Source organism: Domibacillus tundrae, assembly GCF_000970675.1.
GTDB classification, from domain to species: domain Bacteria; phylum Bacillota; class Bacilli; order Bacillales; family Domibacillaceae; genus Domibacillus; species Domibacillus tundrae.
Map to the genome: position 1 here is coordinate 1 of NZ_LAJA01000017.1, position 15,500 is coordinate 15,500.

10 protein-coding genes, 23 tRNA genes and 1 rRNA gene are annotated in these 15,500 nt (G+C 44.5%); 30 read left to right on the top strand and 4 right to left on the bottom strand.

Annotation, left to right across the window (positions count from 1 at the left end; translation table 11 throughout):
* Positions 1-106: 106 nt before the first annotated feature.
* The 25 genes from rrf to VQ00_RS18195 all read left to right on the top strand — a co-directional run bounded on the left by rrf (position 107) and on the right by VQ00_RS18195 (position 3,288).
* Positions 107-222, top strand: a 5S ribosomal RNA gene (rrf, locus tag VQ00_RS13745).
* 134 nt (positions 223-356) lie between these two features.
* Positions 357-431 (top strand) — tRNA-Asn (locus VQ00_RS13750).
* 17 nt (positions 432-448) lie between these two features.
* Positions 449-523: transfer RNA gene (locus tag VQ00_RS13755), tRNA-Glu, on the top strand.
* A 4-nt stretch (positions 524-527) separates the two neighbouring features.
* Positions 528-603 (top strand) — tRNA-Val (locus tag VQ00_RS13760).
* Between the two features lie 13 nt (positions 604-616).
* Positions 617-692 (top strand) — tRNA-Thr (locus tag VQ00_RS13765).
* Positions 693-699: 7 nt separating this feature from the next.
* Positions 700-775, top strand: a tRNA-Lys gene (locus VQ00_RS13770).
* Between the two features lie 11 nt (positions 776-786).
* Positions 787-868: transfer RNA gene (locus tag VQ00_RS13775), tRNA-Leu, on the top strand.
* 141 nt (positions 869-1,009) lie between these two features.
* Positions 1,010-1,084: transfer RNA gene (locus VQ00_RS13780), tRNA-Gly, on the top strand.
* Between the two features lie 13 nt (positions 1,085-1,097).
* A tRNA-Leu gene (locus tag VQ00_RS13785) sits at positions 1,098-1,186 on the top strand.
* A 19-nt stretch (positions 1,187-1,205) separates the two neighbouring features.
* Positions 1,206-1,282 (top strand) — tRNA-Arg (locus VQ00_RS13790).
* A gap of 150 nt (positions 1,283-1,432) precedes the next feature.
* Positions 1,433-1,506 (top strand) — tRNA-Pro (locus VQ00_RS13795).
* 11 nt (positions 1,507-1,517) lie between these two features.
* A tRNA-Ala gene (locus tag VQ00_RS13800) sits at positions 1,518-1,593 on the top strand.
* Positions 1,594-1,611: 18 nt separating this feature from the next.
* Positions 1,612-1,704 (top strand) — tRNA-Ser (locus tag VQ00_RS13805).
* A gap of 16 nt (positions 1,705-1,720) precedes the next feature.
* A tRNA-Met gene (locus tag VQ00_RS13810) sits at positions 1,721-1,794 on the top strand.
* Between the two features lie 6 nt (positions 1,795-1,800).
* Positions 1,801-1,877: transfer RNA gene (locus tag VQ00_RS13815), tRNA-Asp, on the top strand.
* 10 nt (positions 1,878-1,887) lie between these two features.
* Positions 1,888-1,963 (top strand) — tRNA-Phe (locus VQ00_RS13820).
* A 13-nt stretch (positions 1,964-1,976) separates the two neighbouring features.
* A tRNA-Gly gene (locus tag VQ00_RS13825) sits at positions 1,977-2,050 on the top strand.
* 12 nt (positions 2,051-2,062) lie between these two features.
* A tRNA-Ile gene (locus VQ00_RS13830) sits at positions 2,063-2,136 on the top strand.
* Positions 2,137-2,163: 27 nt separating this feature from the next.
* Positions 2,164-2,247, top strand: a tRNA-Tyr gene (locus VQ00_RS13835).
* An 8-nt stretch (positions 2,248-2,255) separates the two neighbouring features.
* Positions 2,256-2,329: transfer RNA gene (locus tag VQ00_RS13840), tRNA-Trp, on the top strand.
* A 23-nt stretch (positions 2,330-2,352) separates the two neighbouring features.
* Positions 2,353-2,428 (top strand) — tRNA-His (locus VQ00_RS13845).
* Positions 2,429-2,447: 19 nt separating this feature from the next.
* Positions 2,448-2,522 (top strand) — tRNA-Gln (locus VQ00_RS13850).
* 14 nt (positions 2,523-2,536) lie between these two features.
* A tRNA-Leu gene (locus VQ00_RS13855) sits at positions 2,537-2,618 on the top strand.
* Between the two features lie 64 nt (positions 2,619-2,682).
* Positions 2,683-2,766: transfer RNA gene (locus VQ00_RS13860), tRNA-Leu, on the top strand.
* A 282-nt stretch (positions 2,767-3,048) separates the two neighbouring features.
* The gene (locus VQ00_RS18195) at positions 3,049-3,288 is read left to right on the top strand and encodes an ATP-binding cassette domain-containing protein (protein WP_245618116.1); all 240 of its coding nucleotides are present in this window, start codon (positions 3,049-3,051) and stop codon (positions 3,286-3,288) included.
* Here VQ00_RS18195 and ald read toward each other — a convergent pair.
* The 3 genes from ald to VQ00_RS13875 form a co-directional block, all read right to left on the bottom strand.
* The gene (ald, locus tag VQ00_RS13865; RefSeq protein ID WP_046180720.1) at positions 3,285-4,412 is read right to left on the bottom strand and encodes an alanine dehydrogenase; all 1,128 of its coding nucleotides are present in this window, start codon (positions 4,410-4,412) and stop codon (positions 3,285-3,287) included. The genes VQ00_RS18195 and ald overlap by 4 nt on opposite strands.
* Positions 4,413-4,708: 296 nt before the next feature.
* Complete coding sequence (locus VQ00_RS13870; protein ID WP_046180721.1) at positions 4,709-5,782, bottom strand: copper resistance D family protein; 1,074 nt, start codon at positions 5,780-5,782, stop codon at positions 4,709-4,711.
* Complete coding sequence (locus VQ00_RS13875) at positions 5,782-6,321, bottom strand: copper resistance CopC family protein (RefSeq protein ID WP_046180722.1); 540 nt, start codon at positions 6,319-6,321, stop codon at positions 5,782-5,784. Before VQ00_RS13875 ends, VQ00_RS13870 begins: the two co-directional genes overlap by 1 nt.
* A gap of 194 nt (positions 6,322-6,515) precedes the next feature.
* Here VQ00_RS13875 and VQ00_RS13880 point away from each other — a divergent pair, with 194 nt between their 5' ends.
* Together VQ00_RS13880 and VQ00_RS13885 are read left to right on the top strand one after the other, a co-directional pair.
* Positions 6,516-8,057, top strand: coding sequence for a UDP-N-acetylmuramoyl-L-alanyl-D-glutamate--2,6-diaminopimelate ligase (locus VQ00_RS13880; protein WP_046180723.1), 1,542 nt, complete (start codon positions 6,516-6,518; stop codon positions 8,055-8,057).
* Positions 8,058-8,376: 319 nt separating this feature from the next.
* Positions 8,377-9,531, top strand: a complete 1,155-nt coding sequence (locus VQ00_RS13885; protein WP_046180724.1) for a glucose-1-phosphate adenylyltransferase — start codon at positions 8,377-8,379, stop codon at positions 9,529-9,531.
* A 53-nt stretch (positions 9,532-9,584) separates the two neighbouring features.
* On the opposite strand, the gene VQ00_RS13890 is transcribed toward VQ00_RS13885, so the two are convergent.
* Complete coding sequence (locus tag VQ00_RS13890; RefSeq protein WP_046180725.1) at positions 9,585-10,361, bottom strand: helix-turn-helix domain-containing protein; 777 nt, start codon at positions 10,359-10,361, stop codon at positions 9,585-9,587.
* A 204-nt stretch (positions 10,362-10,565) separates the two neighbouring features.
* Between VQ00_RS13890 and VQ00_RS13895 the strand changes: the two genes are divergently transcribed.
* The 3 genes from VQ00_RS13895 to VQ00_RS13905 all read left to right on the top strand — a co-directional run bounded on the left by VQ00_RS13895 (position 10,566) and on the right by VQ00_RS13905 (position 15,380).
* A complete protein-coding gene (locus tag VQ00_RS13895; protein ID WP_046180726.1) occupies positions 10,566-11,612 on the top strand; it encodes a Gfo/Idh/MocA family protein in 1,047 nt (348 codons plus the stop codon).
* Positions 11,613-11,846: 234 nt separating this feature from the next.
* Positions 11,847-13,598 carry an ABC transporter ATP-binding protein gene (locus tag VQ00_RS13900; protein WP_046180727.1) on the top strand — a complete coding sequence of 584 codons (1,752 nt, stop codon included), beginning with the start codon at positions 11,847-11,849 and terminating at the stop codon, positions 13,596-13,598.
* Positions 13,599-15,380: an ABC transporter ATP-binding protein gene (locus VQ00_RS13905; protein WP_046180728.1), complete on the top strand. Its 1,782-nt coding sequence runs from the start codon at positions 13,599-13,601 to the stop codon at positions 15,378-15,380. It abuts the gene before it with no gap.
* Positions 15,381-15,500: the final 120 nt, after the last annotated feature.

Consider the following 15,500-nt stretch of genomic DNA (forward strand, 5'->3'; position numbering starts at 1 on the left):
TATCTGGCTGCCTGAAGCTGGACAACGTAAGAAAACCGGTTTTTTATGCCCATACAATGAACGCTTCTATCCAGTTTTGAAAGAACACTTCTTTCGAACTTCATAGTCAGGTGGCTACAGCGAAGAGGTCACACCCGTTCCCATCCCGAACACGGCAGTTAAGCTCTTCAGCGCCGATGGTAGTTGGGGGTTTCCCCCTGTGAGAGCAGGACGCCGCCTGGCGAAAAATGAATAGCACATGCTGTTTTTTTTTATGAATACTATACATAAAAACAATATTCTTTTTTACATGAATTATTGATTAATAATTCAAAAAATGATATTATTTCATAGTTGTCGTTGATTAATCAAATTATTCCGCAGTAGCTCAGTGGTAGAGCAATCGGCTGTTAACCGATCGGTCGCAAGTTCGAGTCTTGCCTGCGGAGCCAATTTTAAATTATAAAGCGGCCCCTTGGTCAAGCGGTTAAGACACCGCCCTTTCACGGCGGTAACACGGGTTCGAATCCCGTAGGGGTCACCATTCTGGAGGATTAGCTCAGCTGGGAGAGCATCTGCCTTACAAGCAGAGGGTCGGCGGTTCGATCCCGTCATCCTCCACCATTTCTTTTCGTGTGCCGGTGTAGCTCAACTGGTAGAGCAACTGACTTGTAATCAGTAGGTTGGGGGTTCAAGTCCTCTTGCCGGCACCACAGATCCGAGCCATTAGCTCAGTTGGTAGAGCATCTGACTTTTAATCAGAGGGTCGAAGGTTCGAATCCTTCATGGCTCACCATTTTATATTGCGCGGGTGTGGCGGAATTGGCAGACGCACCAGACTTAGGATCTGGCGCCGCAAGGCGTGGGGGTTCAAGTCCCTTCACCCGCATCGTTGAAAAGGCGGAAACGCCCGTCCAGAAAACGGCAGCTTATGACCGAGTTTCTAGGCGTTGCAGCTATGAGCAGGAAATTCTCCTAATAATGCACACGTCCTGTGTGCAACAGAGAATCCAGAACATCCTGTTCAAGTGCGGAAGTAGTTCAGTGGTAGAACATCACCTTGCCAAGGTGGGGGTCGCGGGTTCGAATCCCGTCTTCCGCTCCAATTTTGATCCCGTGCCGGGGTGGCGGAACTGGCAGACGCACAGGACTTAAAATCCTGCGGTAGGTGACTACCGTACCGGTTCGATTCCGGTTCTCGGCACCATTTTTACAAATGAATAACTGCGCCCGTAGCTCAATTGGATAGAGTACTTGACTACGAATCAAGCGGTTAGAGGTTCGAGTCCTCTCGGGCGCACCATACATATGATGTGAACGGTTCCTTTTTAAAAAGGGAGGAACAAAGAAGATCAAGAAAATGAATGACTGATCGCCGAAGCGTGCTAAGATACGTAAGGATAGAGAAGGAATGAAATTGACGCAGATATTCGCCGTTCATCGTTTTTTAAGACGGGAAGTAGCTCAGCTTGGTAGAGCACTTGGTTTGGGACCAAGGGGTCGCAGGTTCGAATCCTGTCTTCCCGATCGTTTTAAATGGGGCCTTAGCTCAGCTGGGAGAGCGCCTGCTTTGCACGCAGGAGGTCAGCGGTTCGATCCCGCTAGGCTCCACCAATTTTATAGTATGTTGTTGGAGGAATACCCAAGTCCGGCTGAAGGGATCGGTCTTGAAAACCGACAGGCGGGTTAAACCGCGCAGGGGTTCGAATCCCCTTTCCTCCTCCATTTTCATTTTTATTGTCGCGGGGTGGAGCAGCCCGGTAGCTCGTCGGGCTCATAACCCGAAGGTCGCAGGTTCAAATCCTGCCCCCGCAATTATTTGGTCCGGTAGTTCAGTTGGTTAGAATGCCTGCCTGTCACGCAGGAGGTCGCGGGTTCGAGTCCCGTCCGGACCGCCATTTTTATTTTGGCTCAGTAGCTCAGTCGGTAGAGCAAAGGACTGAAAATCCTTGTGTCGGCGGTTCGATTCCGTCCTGAGCCACCATTTTAACCACCATGCGGGTGTAGTTTAATGGTAAAACCTCAGCCTTCCAAGCTGATGTCGTGGGTTCGATTCCCATCACCCGCTCCATTATTATATAATGGGCCTGTAGCTCAGCTGGTTAGAGCGCACGCCTGATAAGCGTGAGGTCGATGGTTCGAGTCCATTCAGGCCCATTTTTTATTTGATTTTTTTCTTCTCATGGAGGGGTAGCGAAGTGGCTAAACGCGGCGGACTGTAAATCCGCTCCTTCGGGTTCGGCAGTTCGAATCTGCCCCCCTCCACCATTTTTAATAGGGGCATAGTTTAAAGGTAGAACTGAGGTCTCCAAAACCTCCAGTGTGGGTTCGATTCCTACTGCCCCTGCCAATTAAAAACAGTATATTGTAATGGCGGTCGTGGCGAAGGGGTTAACGCATCGGATTGTGACTCCGACATTCGGGGGTTCAATTCCCCTCGATCGCCCCATTTTTATTTTTACATATTGTGGGCTATAGCCAAGCGGTAAGGCAACGGACTTTGACTCCGTCACGCGCTGGTTCGAATCCAGCTAGCCCAGCCATTTTATATTTTTCTGCGGGTGTGGCGGAATTGGCAGACGCACCAGACTTAGGATCTGGCGCCGCAAGGCGTGGGGGTTCAAGTCCCTTCACCCGCACTTTCCATTTTTTAAAATGGAAAGCGCATATTCGCATATTAAGGTTCTTCTGCTCTAAAGGCAAGCCGGCGTGGCGGAATTGGCAGACGCGCTGGACTCAAAATCCAGTTCCTTCACGGGAGTGCCGGTTCGACCCCGGCCGCCGGTATAATCAAAAGCAGCTTCTATTTCGTTGTAAAACGAGATAGAAGCTGCTTTTTTTCTCGGAATTTTGTCCTTGGAAATTTGCATATACGATAAAATGAAAGGAATTCATGACACGGGGATTCAAGTGAATCAAGTCAAAGCTACGGGAAAAATCCAGTTTTAAACGAGGTTAGCTTAACCAGTAAAAAAAGACAAATTTATGGGTTAATCGGCCCTTCAGATGCAAGGAAAACCACGCTTGTTAAAATAATCGTTGGGATGGAAAAGCCGGGATCGGAATCGATTGTTGTCTTGGATAAAAAAAGTGCCGGACTTGAAGCTGTTGCAGCGTATTGTCTATATGGCACAGTCGGACTCTTTATATATGGAACTGACTGGAGAAGAAAATCTTATTTTCTTTGCGTCTCTATATGGATTACGTGGAGAGGAACATAGGCGGCGTATTGAGTACACGGCAAATCTCGTCCATTATTATGATAAAAGAAGGCTGCTTCTATTTACGGAAACAGCCTTCTCTAATTAAACGGTTAAAGAATCAAGCAATTCTTTCACATTTTTTCCTTCATAGCCTAATTCTTTCGCAACCGCTTCAAATGTAACGTAGCCGCCAAACGTGTTAATACCATGCTCAAGAGCTGAGTTTTGCTTGATCGCTTGTTCAAATCCTTTATTCGCGATCTGCAGAGCGTAAGGAATCGTCACATTTGTTAACGCAATCGTAGACGTACGCGGAACGGCGCCTGGCATGTTCGCAACCGCATAATGAACAACTCCATGTTTTTCATACGTTGGGTCTGTGTGTGTAGTAATCCGGTCAACGGTTTCAAAAATACCACCTTGGTCGATGGCTACGTCGACAATAACCGAACCTGGAGACATGGATTTAACCATTTCTTCGGTGACGAGTTTTGGTGCTTTAGCGCCTGGAATTAAAACTGCGCCAATGACGAGATCAGATTCTTTGACGGATTCAGCAATGTTTAACGGGCTTGACATGAGGGTTTGAACGCTTGCACCAAAAATTTCTTCAAGCTGGCGAAGGCGATCGGCGCTAAGGTCGATGATCGTAACGTCTGCTCCGAGGCCAACGGCAATACGCGCAGCGTTTGTGCCGACTATGCCACCGCCGATGACCGTTACGCGGCTTCTTTTCACACCGGGAACGCCGCCAAGAAGCACACCTTTTCCGCCGTTATTTTTCTCTAAAAATTGAGCGCCGATTTGTGTCGACATACGGCCTGCAACTTCACTCATTGGAGAGAGGAGCGGAAGTGTGCCATTGACCGTAACAGTTTCATAAGCGATGCCTGTCACGCCACTGTCGACAAGTGCTTTTGTCAATGCCGGCTCAGCAGCAAGGTGTAAGTAAGTGAAAAGAAGAAGATCCTTACGGAAATATTGATATTCAGAAGCCAGTGGTTCTTTTACCTTCATCACCATGTCCGACCGGTTCCAAACCTCTTTCGCCGATTCGATCACTTCTGCCCCGTACTGTGCATACTCCGCATCTGTGAAGCCGCTTCCAAGTCCTGCTCCTTTTTCAATCATTATGTCATGTCCTGCGTTTACGAGCGTTGCAACCCCCGACGGTGTAATTGCTACACGGTTTTCATTGTTTTTAATCTCAGCTGGAACCCCAATTAACATCTCGATCATCCTCTCGTATTTATTGATTTTATTTTATTGTAGGAGAAAAATGAAGAAATGACATCGTTTTGAATGTTAAAAAACAGAAACTTCATTTGTTAAAAATCACAAAAAAAATATGGGGGATGTATTCAGATGAATATAAGATAGCGTTTTCTTTACTTTTATTATAAGGATGTAAAGAAGAAATAAACAGTTATTCGACTTAAAGTGAATGTTCCTTAAATGGTTTTAATAAGCGAAAAAACATTGTGAGAAAATCTAACAGGATTTCCGTCATAGACAGAAATCCTGTTTTAATGTAATCCGGTTATAAGGGCCATATACACAGAAAAAACAAGCAGCATGCTTAAAATAAAGGTAATGCCAACAGCTTTTTTTGTATAAGACCAAAGACAAAGAGCAAAAAAAAGAACAGCAGTGATACTAAACAGCAAGCTCATCGATGACCATCCAAATTGAGTGGGCATAGGTATATTGCCATTATAAAAATAAGCAAACAGGGGAGAGTAATCGCTGCCACTTGAAGCATGTGGCGGTTCTTGCTGCCCAAGAAAAGCGGTAGTCACAAAAATAAAAAGGAGCACAATGCTTTCTGCTTTCATCCAGGGTCTTGGATCAAACTCTTTTTGTTTTTGAAGTCTTTTTTTGATCGAAAAGCTGTTGATGAAAGCAAACAACAATATCGGTAGTAAAAGCAAATGCTTAATGAGCAGGGACTGACCATAGTTTAATGACCATGAGCTGATATAATCACGGACATCCATAATCACCGCCATCATAAAGAAGCCGGAAATAATCGTAAAACTGAAACAAATCACAGCAACAGGAGAAAACCATTTTAAAAACGACAGCCAGTTGGAATGATCTTTGGCGAACCAGCCCGCTGCAATCAAAATGCCAATCCAGATGGAAACGGCGGTAAAATGGACAGAGTGATAAAGAAAACCGGTCCATTCTGTTAAAGAAGCGGCATGACTTGACCAGCTTATCGAGAAAATAAGCACAATTGTAAAGATGAGTGCGCCAATTACGAATCGTTTGTCCGCTAAAACAGGAAAAGTAAAAAGATATAGCGCGAAGAAGACAGCAACAGCGAATGTAAACGCCCACGCTTTTCCGATTGTGAAGCTGAAAATGACCAACTGTGTAATGGAGGCAAGATCGGTTCCTTTTGAAAGCTCCATAATGAGTACCGCAACCGGCGTAAAAGCAAACACGGCAATACCTGCTATAGCCACATAAAGCCATCGCTCCCGGATCAGGATCGATGGCTTTTTATGTGAAGGAATCAGCTGTAGAATAAAAGCGCCCATTAAAAAGGAAAAACAGCTGTATAAAAGGGTTTCAGTAACATAAAGGACAGCCATTATTTTTTCCCTTTTCTCATTAATACAAATGCTGCAATCAGTGCAGCGGCAATAATAACGCCAAGCACGATCGGCATTGTGCCAGCAGGCGATATTGTTTCTTCCTGTTGTACATCAGCTGGTGCTTCTTTGGCTGTTTCTGAATTCTCTTCTACTGTGTCAGCTTCTTCTGTTGCAGGTTCAACTTCCTGCTTTGCTGAAACGGTAAAACCATACGTTCCTTCAATTAAATGCCCATCCTCGCCAACGATGCGCCAGTCGACTGTATATGTTCCGTTTTGGAGGGGCTCTGCTGTTGAACCTTTCACCACATTATCGGCCACAGTCACACTTTCAAGGGGCACCTCCGCGGATTCACTGTTTAGTGTGAAGCTGCTTCCGCTTTCGATTACCGTTTCAAATGTTAATGAAATATTCTGTACGGGCTCTGTTATCGTCTCACCGTCTGCTGGAGAAGAACTTTCCAGACCAGTATGGGCGGATACTGAGGGCGAAAAAAGAAATAATAAGCTAAAAAGAAATACAAATGACTTTTTCAATTATGTTCACCTCTGTTTTTAAATCTTTCATACACACTATACCATTGTTAAAAAGCAAACGGATGAAAACGGTCTTTAGATCACAAATGTGTCAAAAAAGATCGAAAAAACACACAAAGACTTCACAAAAGGAGTAGAAAAAGCAGGGATGGAAAAGTAAGAATAAAAACAACGAACGAAGAGAGGAACGATCCATGCGCATTCCATTTGATCAAATTCCAGCTGTTTCACCGATCAGTCTCTTTGGTCCAGCCAGCCCAATGGTTTCAGGTGTTACATACAATTCCCAAATGGTAAAGCCGCAATTCGCTTTTTTTGCCATTATAGGTGAAAACACAGATGGCCACGCGTATATAGAGCAAGCGATTGAATCAGGTGCAGCCGCAATCGTCGGTACCGATGAAGATGTTCTTCGGTCATTTTATGGACACTTTCCATCTGTAACGTTTGTGCTAGTAGAGGATTCTAGAGAAGCAATGGCACGTGTGGCTAATTATTTCTATGGAAATGCACAGGATCGCTTGATCAAAGTTGGTGTCACCGGTACAAACGGAAAAACAACAGTCGCGACGTATGTGCAAAACTTGTTTAACCTGCTGCATATTCCGTGTGGCATGCTTGGGACGACAGGCATCTGGAAAGCGAATGAGAAAATGGACTTTGACAAAAGCACGCCGACCACACCGATGTCTGCGGATATCCATCACATTTTTCATGAACTGCACCGTACCCATCATGAAGCGGCTGCAATGGAAGTGTCTTCGATTGCACTAGATCAAAAGCGGGTGGCGGGCATTCAATTTGATATCGCGATTCATACAAATTTTTCCGAGGAGCATTTAGAGTATCATAAAACGATGGAACATTATAAGCAATCTAAGCTGCTTTTGTTTCAGCAGGCAGCCGTTAGTATCGTTAACTTAGACGATGCGGGCATGGCGGAAGATATATTGAAGTCGGCTTCTCAAAGGGTGATAACCTATAGCCGAAATTTCACGTCAGATGCGGATTTAACCTGGACAGACTGTCATCATTATGAGCAGGGCATGCTGTTTACAATTTATTATGGAGGGAAAAAATATACAGTATCTGTTCCGCTTTACGGAGAATACAATGCCGGGAACGTGACAGCCGCTATTGCATCGGCTTTATCACTCGGCATCGATATGGAAGAGATTGTTTCTGTGCTGCCGAATATGAAGCAGGCGGAAGGGCGGTTTCAAGTTATTCATGCTCCGGATAACCGGAAAATTGTCATTGATTACGCCCATACGCCCGTCGCGCTCGATCAGATTTTAACCGAAGTGCGGCATATTCCGCACAATCGACTTATTGCGATGATCGCGGGCATTGGCATCCGTCATTTCGGCAAAATGCCAAAAATGGCACGGGCTGCGGAAGGAAAAGCGGATGCGCTCGTTGTTACCGTTGATCATCCTGGTTATCATGACCCGAATGACGTTATCCGTCATGTATTAAGCGGATTTAATGAACCGAAAGAGTTGATTATGACGGCGGAAACGAGAAAAGAAGGGGTTATAAAAGCACTGGAAGAAAGCGGCTCGAATGATATTGTGCTGCTGACTAGCGGCTGTATTAACGGATGCCAAATTGTAAAAGGGCATTATATTCCTCATTCCGATGAAGAGATCATTCGCGAATTTTTCCGAATCTCAAACAAAGTGTCTAATTCTCACTATAAAGTTGATACTGATTCAGCCCTATCATCTATTTAAGGGTTACAAAGAGAAGTCCTTAATAAAGGGCTTTTTTATTTTATATAAAAAGTGGTTTTTTAACCCAAATGAGAGCATGTAATATTTTTTCGTCTAAATTCTGTCATGGTGTACGGAAATGACAAAGACCTTTCAGAAGGAAAAGAGTCATTATATGTGTACACACGGACATATGAGGGCACAATATGGGTGATCATACTAAATCATAGTGAAGGTGAAACTGTTGTACTTCGCCCACAGGAAGCAAGAATATACGAAGTCATTCAATAACAAGAAAAGCATTTGATATTGATCAGTAAAAGGAAAAGGAGAATAGAAAATGGCAAAACAACAATGCGTAGCAATGCTCTTAGCGGGCGGCAAAGGAAGCAGGTTAAAAGAATTAACAGAAAATGTGGCGAAACCAGTGGTGCCGTTTGGCGGAAAATACCGCATTGTTGATTTTCCTCTTTCCAATTGTGCCAATTCTGGCATACATACGGTTGGTGTGTTAACGCAATACCAGCCGCTCGTTTTAAATACATATATCGGAAACGGAAGCGCGTGGGATCTCGATCGCAGCAAAGGCGGCGTCACTATTCTCCCACCATATGCAAGCGCTTCAGATGTCAATTGGTATACCGGAACGGCCAGTGCCATCTATCAAAACCTCCATTATCTAAAGCAGTATGAGCCTGCAAACGTCTTGATCTTGTCAGGCGACCACATTTACAAAATGGATTACAACTTAATGCTTCAATATCATATTGAAAAAGAAGCCGACGCGACCATTTCCGTTATTGAAGTTCCGTGGGATGAAGCGAGCCGGTTCGGTATTATGAATACCGATGAATTGAATAATATCACGCGGTTTGACGAAAAGCCGGATGATCCGGAAAGCAACCTTGCCTCCATGGGTATTTACATCTTTAAGTGGTCCGTTTTGAAAAAATATTTAGAGCAGGATGCGGACAATCCAGATTCTTCAAATGATTTCGGAAATGATGTCATACCAGCGATGCTTGCGGATCAGCAAAAACTGGCTGCGTATCCGTTTAAAGGCTACTGGAAGGATGTCGGAACGGTCAAAAGCTTATGGGAAGCGAATATGGATTTGTTGGAAAATGATCATCAATTGGACTTGTACGATAAAGACTGGCGCATTTGTTCAGTAAACGAAAATTTCCCGCCACCAGTGATGGGCCAAAACGCCATTGTACAATGTTCAATTATCAGTGAAGGGTGTATCGTGGATGGGGAAATTCAGCATTCCATTTTATCAGAAGGCGTAAAAGTAGCAAAAAACGCTTTTATTAAAGATTCCGTAATCATGCCGAACGCAAAAGTTGGAACCCGTTCTTATATTGAAAAAGCAATTGTCATGGAAAATGTTCATGTACCGAAAAATACGGTCATTTACAATGACTCGGAAGATGTGCTGCTTGTTACGAAAGAGTTTTTACTGACTCTTACGGAAGAAAAATTAATGGTATAAAATAGCTGAAAAGCTGCTCAGGCCTGTTCAATCCTAAAGCAGCTTTTTTGTTTTTAAGAACCGGTCCGCCGGTACGCGCCAGGAGCAGTGCCGTATTTCTTTTTAAATACTTTATGAAAATAAGGATATGAACCGAATCCGCATTCTTCGGCGATATGTTCAAGGGTCATCGTCGTGTAGGTCATCCGGTCAATAGCAGAAGAAAGCCGTATTTCATGCGCGTATTCAAGCATTGTTTTGCCGGTGCTGCTTTTAAAAAGATGAATCGAACGCGAAACACTCAAGCCGGCATGACGGGCGGCGTCCTCTACTTTAAATGTACTCAGCGCATGCTCTTCAATGTAGCGCATCATCCGTGTGACCACGTATGGACGCGTTAAATCGATGCTCGTTTCGTTGGCGGCCCGCTCAATATAAAGGCATAAAGATTGAAGAAGAGCGTGGGAGAGTTCCTTGTTTTTGCTCGAAGCGGGACGACGTTCTTCTATAACAATGCTTCGCCAGAGCGAAATTAAGTTTTCATCGACACCGATATGAGACAAGACCGGCTTTTGAGAACGTGCCCACCATTGGGCGAGCCAGCTGCCGTCACAAATAAGATAATAATCGCCACTATCATGGTTTTCTTTAATAAATAGTTCGTAATGATCTTCGGGGTGGACCATGAGCAGATCACCCTGCTTTATCTCGTACATCCGCCCATTCACCTTTGCCTCGCAGGCACCTTCCGTCTGCAAGCGGAACACATACTCCGAGAAGCCGGGCTTATGCTGGGTATACAAACGCTGTGTATGATACGCATATCCACACACGTAAATATTTGAGTTCATTTGATCACCATCTTTTACACTTAATAGCCAAATCGTACATGTTTTCATTATATCATTTATGTTTATTTTAACATGCTTGTTATATGATGTAGTCAAATTCATTAGGCGAAAGAAAATAGGAATGAATAAATGATAGCGATTCCAAAAAAACGCTCTCAAATGGAGATCTTTCGACTACATATCCACGAAAAGGAGAATGGAAAAATGAGCAAATTAAAAGCAGCAGTTATTGGGTGCGGAAGTATTGCCAAGTATCGCCACATTCCGGAATATGCAGCAAATGAACAGGTAGAAATTGTTGCTGTTTGTGATATTGTCCAAGAAAGGGCAGAAGAAATGGCCAGCCAATACGGGGCGAAAGCTTATACTGATTACAAAGAAGTGATTAGTCTGGCTGACGTCGACGTTGTCAGCGTCTGCCTGCCGAATTATTTGCATGCGCCGGTTTCGATTGCGGCTCTCCGAGCAGGCAAGCATGTGCTTTGTGAAAAACCGATGGCTACATCAAAAGAAGAAGCGGAAGCGATGATTGAAGCGGCAAACACAAGTGGCAAAACATTAATGATTGCGCATAATCAGCGGTTCGTTGCATCGCATCAAAAAGCGAAAGAGATTTTGGACAGCGGCAAGCTAGGCAAAGTGTACAGCTTTAAAACAACATTCGGCCATCCGGGGCCGGAAGCGTGGAGTGTAGACGGAGCAGATAGCTGGTTTTTTAACAAAGAGCAGGCTTTTATCGGCGCAATGGGCGATCTTGGTGTTCATAAATCCGATTTAATGCGTTATTTGCTTGGAGAATTTACAGAAGTGGGCGCTTTTATTGAAACAAATGCAAAACAAAACACGGATGTGGACGACAATGCAGTGTGTATTTTGCGTACGGAAAGCGGCATTATTGGTACGCTGGCAGCCAGCTGGGCGTACACAGCGGGCAGCGGTGACAATTCCACAATCATTTACGGTGAAAATGGCACGCTGAAGCTGGAAGCCGATCCGGAGTATTCGCTGATTGAGGAATACCGTACAGGAGAAGTGGTCAAGCACCAGCTTGGCAAAATCCAGACAAATGAAGAAGGCGGCCAGACGACGACGCACGTAATTGACCATTTTATTGAAAGTATTCTCGAACAAAAAGAGCCGCTCATTACCGGCGAAGAAGGCTACAAATCATTACAGGTCATTTTGGCGGCGCTTGAATCACAGGAAACGAAGCAGATTGTTTCGTTAAAACAGGGCGTGGCAGTGAAATAAAGTAAAAAGAAAAGGGCATTCATATGCCCTTTTTTCTCACTTTCAAGCGGATTTGTTCAATAAACAGAGTTCTTTTTCTTTTTGAGTGAAAAAGATGGATACAACGTGGAAGAAGGAATAAAATGTATTTATTTTAATTTAACGGTGCGGGAAAGGGGTCCTTGTTTTCATCAAAGATCGATTGACATCACAAATGCCATGATGTGAAAATGTATGGAAAGAAGGGAATAGAACGTGCATAGTTTGAAATGGATTTGGACGTATATGCGGGACTACAAATCCGGCGTCTTTATTGGGGTTTTTCTTGTACTTCTTGTCGCGGGATTAAATATGCTCAATCCATACTTCTCCGGCCGAATTGTCGATGATGTTATTTATGGTGGGAACATGGCGCTGCTTTGGTTGCTGATCAGCTTTATGATAGCGGTTACGATGATAAAAACGGTCATTCGCTACAGTTTTCAAATTTTGTTTGAACGTGTGTCGCAGCAGGTCATTTTTACGATTCGGAAGCAGCTTTATGAACGGCTGAATGAACTGGATTTCCGGTTTTACGATCGGACAAAAACAGGTGATATTATGGCGCGGATGACCGGTGACATGGAAGCTGTCCGTCATTTTACAGCCTGGACAACGTACATGATTGTAGAAAATGCGGCGATTTTATTATTTGCTATTATTTTTATGTTTACGATTCATGCACCACTTACGTTAGCCATGATCGCTGTGACACCTGTTATTGGTTTTTTTGCCTATCGGATGAGCAGTGAAGTGCGGCCGACATTTTCAGAAATCCGGGCCCAATTTGCACGCTTGAATTCGGTTGTGCAGGAAAACATTAGCGGCAACCGCGTGGTCAAAGCCTTTGCCAAAGAAGAATACGAAATCGGCAAATTTTCTGCTGAAAATAATGCCTTTAAAGAAAAAAATATTCAGTCGGCACGTGTATGGGAAAAGTACTTGCCTGTACTTGACTCACTTGCAGGTGTGTTGCTTGTGGTTATGATTTTAGTCGGCGGACTGATGGTTATTCAAGAGTCATTGACAATTGGAGAACTCGTTGTCTTTAATTCACTTATTTGGGCGCTGAACAATCCGATGCGGATGGCTGGCTGGCTGATTAATGATGTCCAGCGTTTTATTGCATCCGCTGAAAAGATTGAAGATTTGCTTAATAAGCAGCCGGCTATTACAAATCATCATCAAAAGAAAGCGCTCGTTCCACACGAATTCTCCGTTCAATTTCAAGATGTTACATTTCAATATGAGGATGATCCGGTGCTCTCAAACATTACGTTTGGCGTTAAGCAGGGACAGACGGTGGCAATTGTTGGTCCGACCGGTGCTGGAAAATCGACCATTGTGAACTTGCTTTGCCGATTTTATGATGCGGACAGCGGGGGAGTCGTTGTGGAAGGAGTGGATGTGAAAGAGTGGGACGTCCGGTCATTGCGGAAGCATACAGCGATGGTTATGCAGGACATCTTTTTATTCTCCGATACAATTGAAGGAAACATCGCTTACGGCGTCCCGGATGCAACGATTGAACAAGTGCAGGACGCAGCGAAAAAAGCGGAAGCACACGGTTTTATTTCCAAACTGCCGGAAGGATACGACACGATTATCGGCGAGCGGGGCGTCGGCTTATCAGGCGGACAGCGCCAGCGGATTTCGCTTGCGCGGGCGATTTTAAAGGATGCGCCAATTTTAATTTTGGATGATACGACATCCGCTGTTGATCTGGAAACGGAAATGCGCATTCAAAAAACGTTAAAATCTGTTCTTCAAGAAAAAACCTGCTTTATTATTGCGCATCGTATTTCCTCCGTGAAAGAAGCCGATCTCATTCTTGTGCTCGAACACGGGCGGATTATGGAACGAGGGAAGCATGAAGATTTATTGAAACGGAAAGGACGCTATTATAATGTGTTTAAAAATCAATTTGGTGACTTTGACGGCCATCAATTCGGCAAGGAAGTGATGTAAATGGTACGCAATAAATTTGATGTGGATGAAGAGCTGGAATCGTCATTTGACTTCAATCAGCTGAAACGGATGATGGGCTATTTGCGTCCATTTAAAACCAAAATTTTTTTCACTGTTTTTCTTATGCTGTTGGCGAGCGGGGCAGCGTTGACGGGACCTTATTTAATTAAAGTGGCTATCGACGATAAAATCCCAAACGGAGACGCAGGAGGCCTTGCGCTGCTTGCCGGATTTTATTTAGCTGCGATTACCGTTACCGGCATTTGTTTAAAGTACCGGATCAGAATGATGTCACAAATCGGGCAAAGCGTCATCTTGCAGCTGCGAAAAGATTTGTTTTCCCATTTGCAGACATTGCCTTTCTCCTATTACGACAGCCGTCCGCACGGAAAGATTTTAGTACGGGTCGTCAATTATGTAAACTCGCTGAGCGACTTGCTGTCAAACGGGATTATTAACGTCATTACCGATTTATTCAGTGTGCTGGTTATTATCGGTTTTATGCTGGCAATTGATGTGAAGATGACCTTTGCCGCGATGGCGGGCTTCCCTTTTTTAATTGGTTTTATTTTTCTTATTAAAAGAGCTCAGCGCAAAGCGTGGCAGCAAATCAGCAACAAGCAGTCCAACCTGAACGCCTACATTCATGAAAGTTTAAACGGGATGAAAGTAACGCAGGCGTTTGCACGTGAAGAAGAAAATGAAAGAATTTTTTATGAAGTGTCGGACAGTTACCGGTCTGCGTGGATGAAAGGGATTAAAATCCAGTTTTTGCTTTGGCCGGTTATCGAAAATATTTCAGTCATTACCGTTTCATTAGTGTACGTGACCGGCATTTTCTGGCTGAACGGCAGCGTGACAGCAGGGGAACTTGTAGCGTTTATCGGATACATTTGGATGTTTTGGCAGCCGCTCGCAAATATCGGAAACTTCTATAATGCGATTATTAATGCGATGGCGTATTTGGAGCGTATTTTTGAAACGATTGATGAAGAACCGGCGATTAAAAACGCGCTAAACGCCGGAACGCTGCCGCCTGTGCGCGGGCAGGTTCAATTTGATGACGTCGTTTTCGGTTATGAGGGTGAAAAAAATATTCTTGATCATGTCAATTTTACAGCAGCACCGGGAGATACCATTGCGCTGGTTGGCGCGACCGGTTCAGGGAAAACAACGATTGTCAGCTTGATCAGCCGGTTTTACGATACGAATAGGGGCAGTGTGAAGGTAGATGGGATTGATATTAAAACAGTGACGCTTTCGTCGCTGCGCAGCCAAATGGGCGTGATGCTGCAGGACCCGTTTATTTTTTCCGGTACGATTATGGACAATATTCGGTATGGCCGGCTTGATGCGACGGATGAAGAAGTTGTAGCGGCATCAAAAGCGGTGCAGGCGCATGAGTTTATTAGCGAAATGGAAGATGGTTATGAAACGGAAGTGAATGAGCGTGGAACACGCCTTTCATCTGGACAGCGCCAGCTCATTTCATTTGCTCGGGCACTTCTCGCCGATCCGAAAATATTGATTCTCGATGAAGCGACGTCAAGCATCGATACGGAAACAGAGCTTGCGCTTCAAAAAGGGCTGGAGCAGCTCCTGGCAGGCCGCACATCCTTTATTATTGCTCATCGACTGTCCACCATCCAAAACGCCACACGGATTTTCTTTATTGACGGCGGACAAATTGTGGAGCAGGGCACGCATGAAGAACTGCTGAAAAAAGACGGGGCGTATTCAAAGCTGTACATGTCACAGCGCCGAGCGTTGCAGGTTGGATAATCGTACGTATTCAATGAGGATTCGGTTTGCACCGATTCCTTTTAAAAGGAGTGAATCAATAATGCCGAAATCGCCCCTTTTCCGTGATCCCATTTACGATGGTGCCAGATCCTGTTCTTA

What these genes read in the sequence shown, in the direction of transcription:
- ald (WP_046180720.1), bottom strand. Translation starts at nt 4,412, where the DNA reads ATGTTAATTGGGGTTCCAGCTGAGATTAAAAACAATGAAAACCGTGTA.
- VQ00_RS13870 (WP_046180721.1), bottom strand. Translation starts at nt 5,782, where the DNA reads ATGGCTGTCCTTTATGTTACTGAAACCCTTTTATACAGCTGTTTTTCC.
- VQ00_RS13880 (WP_046180723.1), top strand. Translation starts at nt 6,516, where the DNA reads ATGCGCATTCCATTTGATCAAATTCCAGCTGTTTCACCGATCAGTCTC.
- VQ00_RS13885 (WP_046180724.1), top strand. Translation starts at nt 8,377, where the DNA reads ATGGCAAAACAACAATGCGTAGCAATGCTCTTAGCGGGCGGCAAAGGA.
- VQ00_RS13890 (WP_046180725.1), bottom strand. Translation starts at nt 10,361, where the DNA reads ATGAACTCAAATATTTACGTGTGTGGATATGCGTATCATACACAGCGT.
- VQ00_RS13895 (WP_046180726.1), top strand. Translation starts at nt 10,566, where the DNA reads ATGAGCAAATTAAAAGCAGCAGTTATTGGGTGCGGAAGTATTGCCAAG.
- VQ00_RS13905 (WP_046180728.1), top strand. Translation starts at nt 13,599, where the DNA reads ATGGTACGCAATAAATTTGATGTGGATGAAGAGCTGGAATCGTCATTT.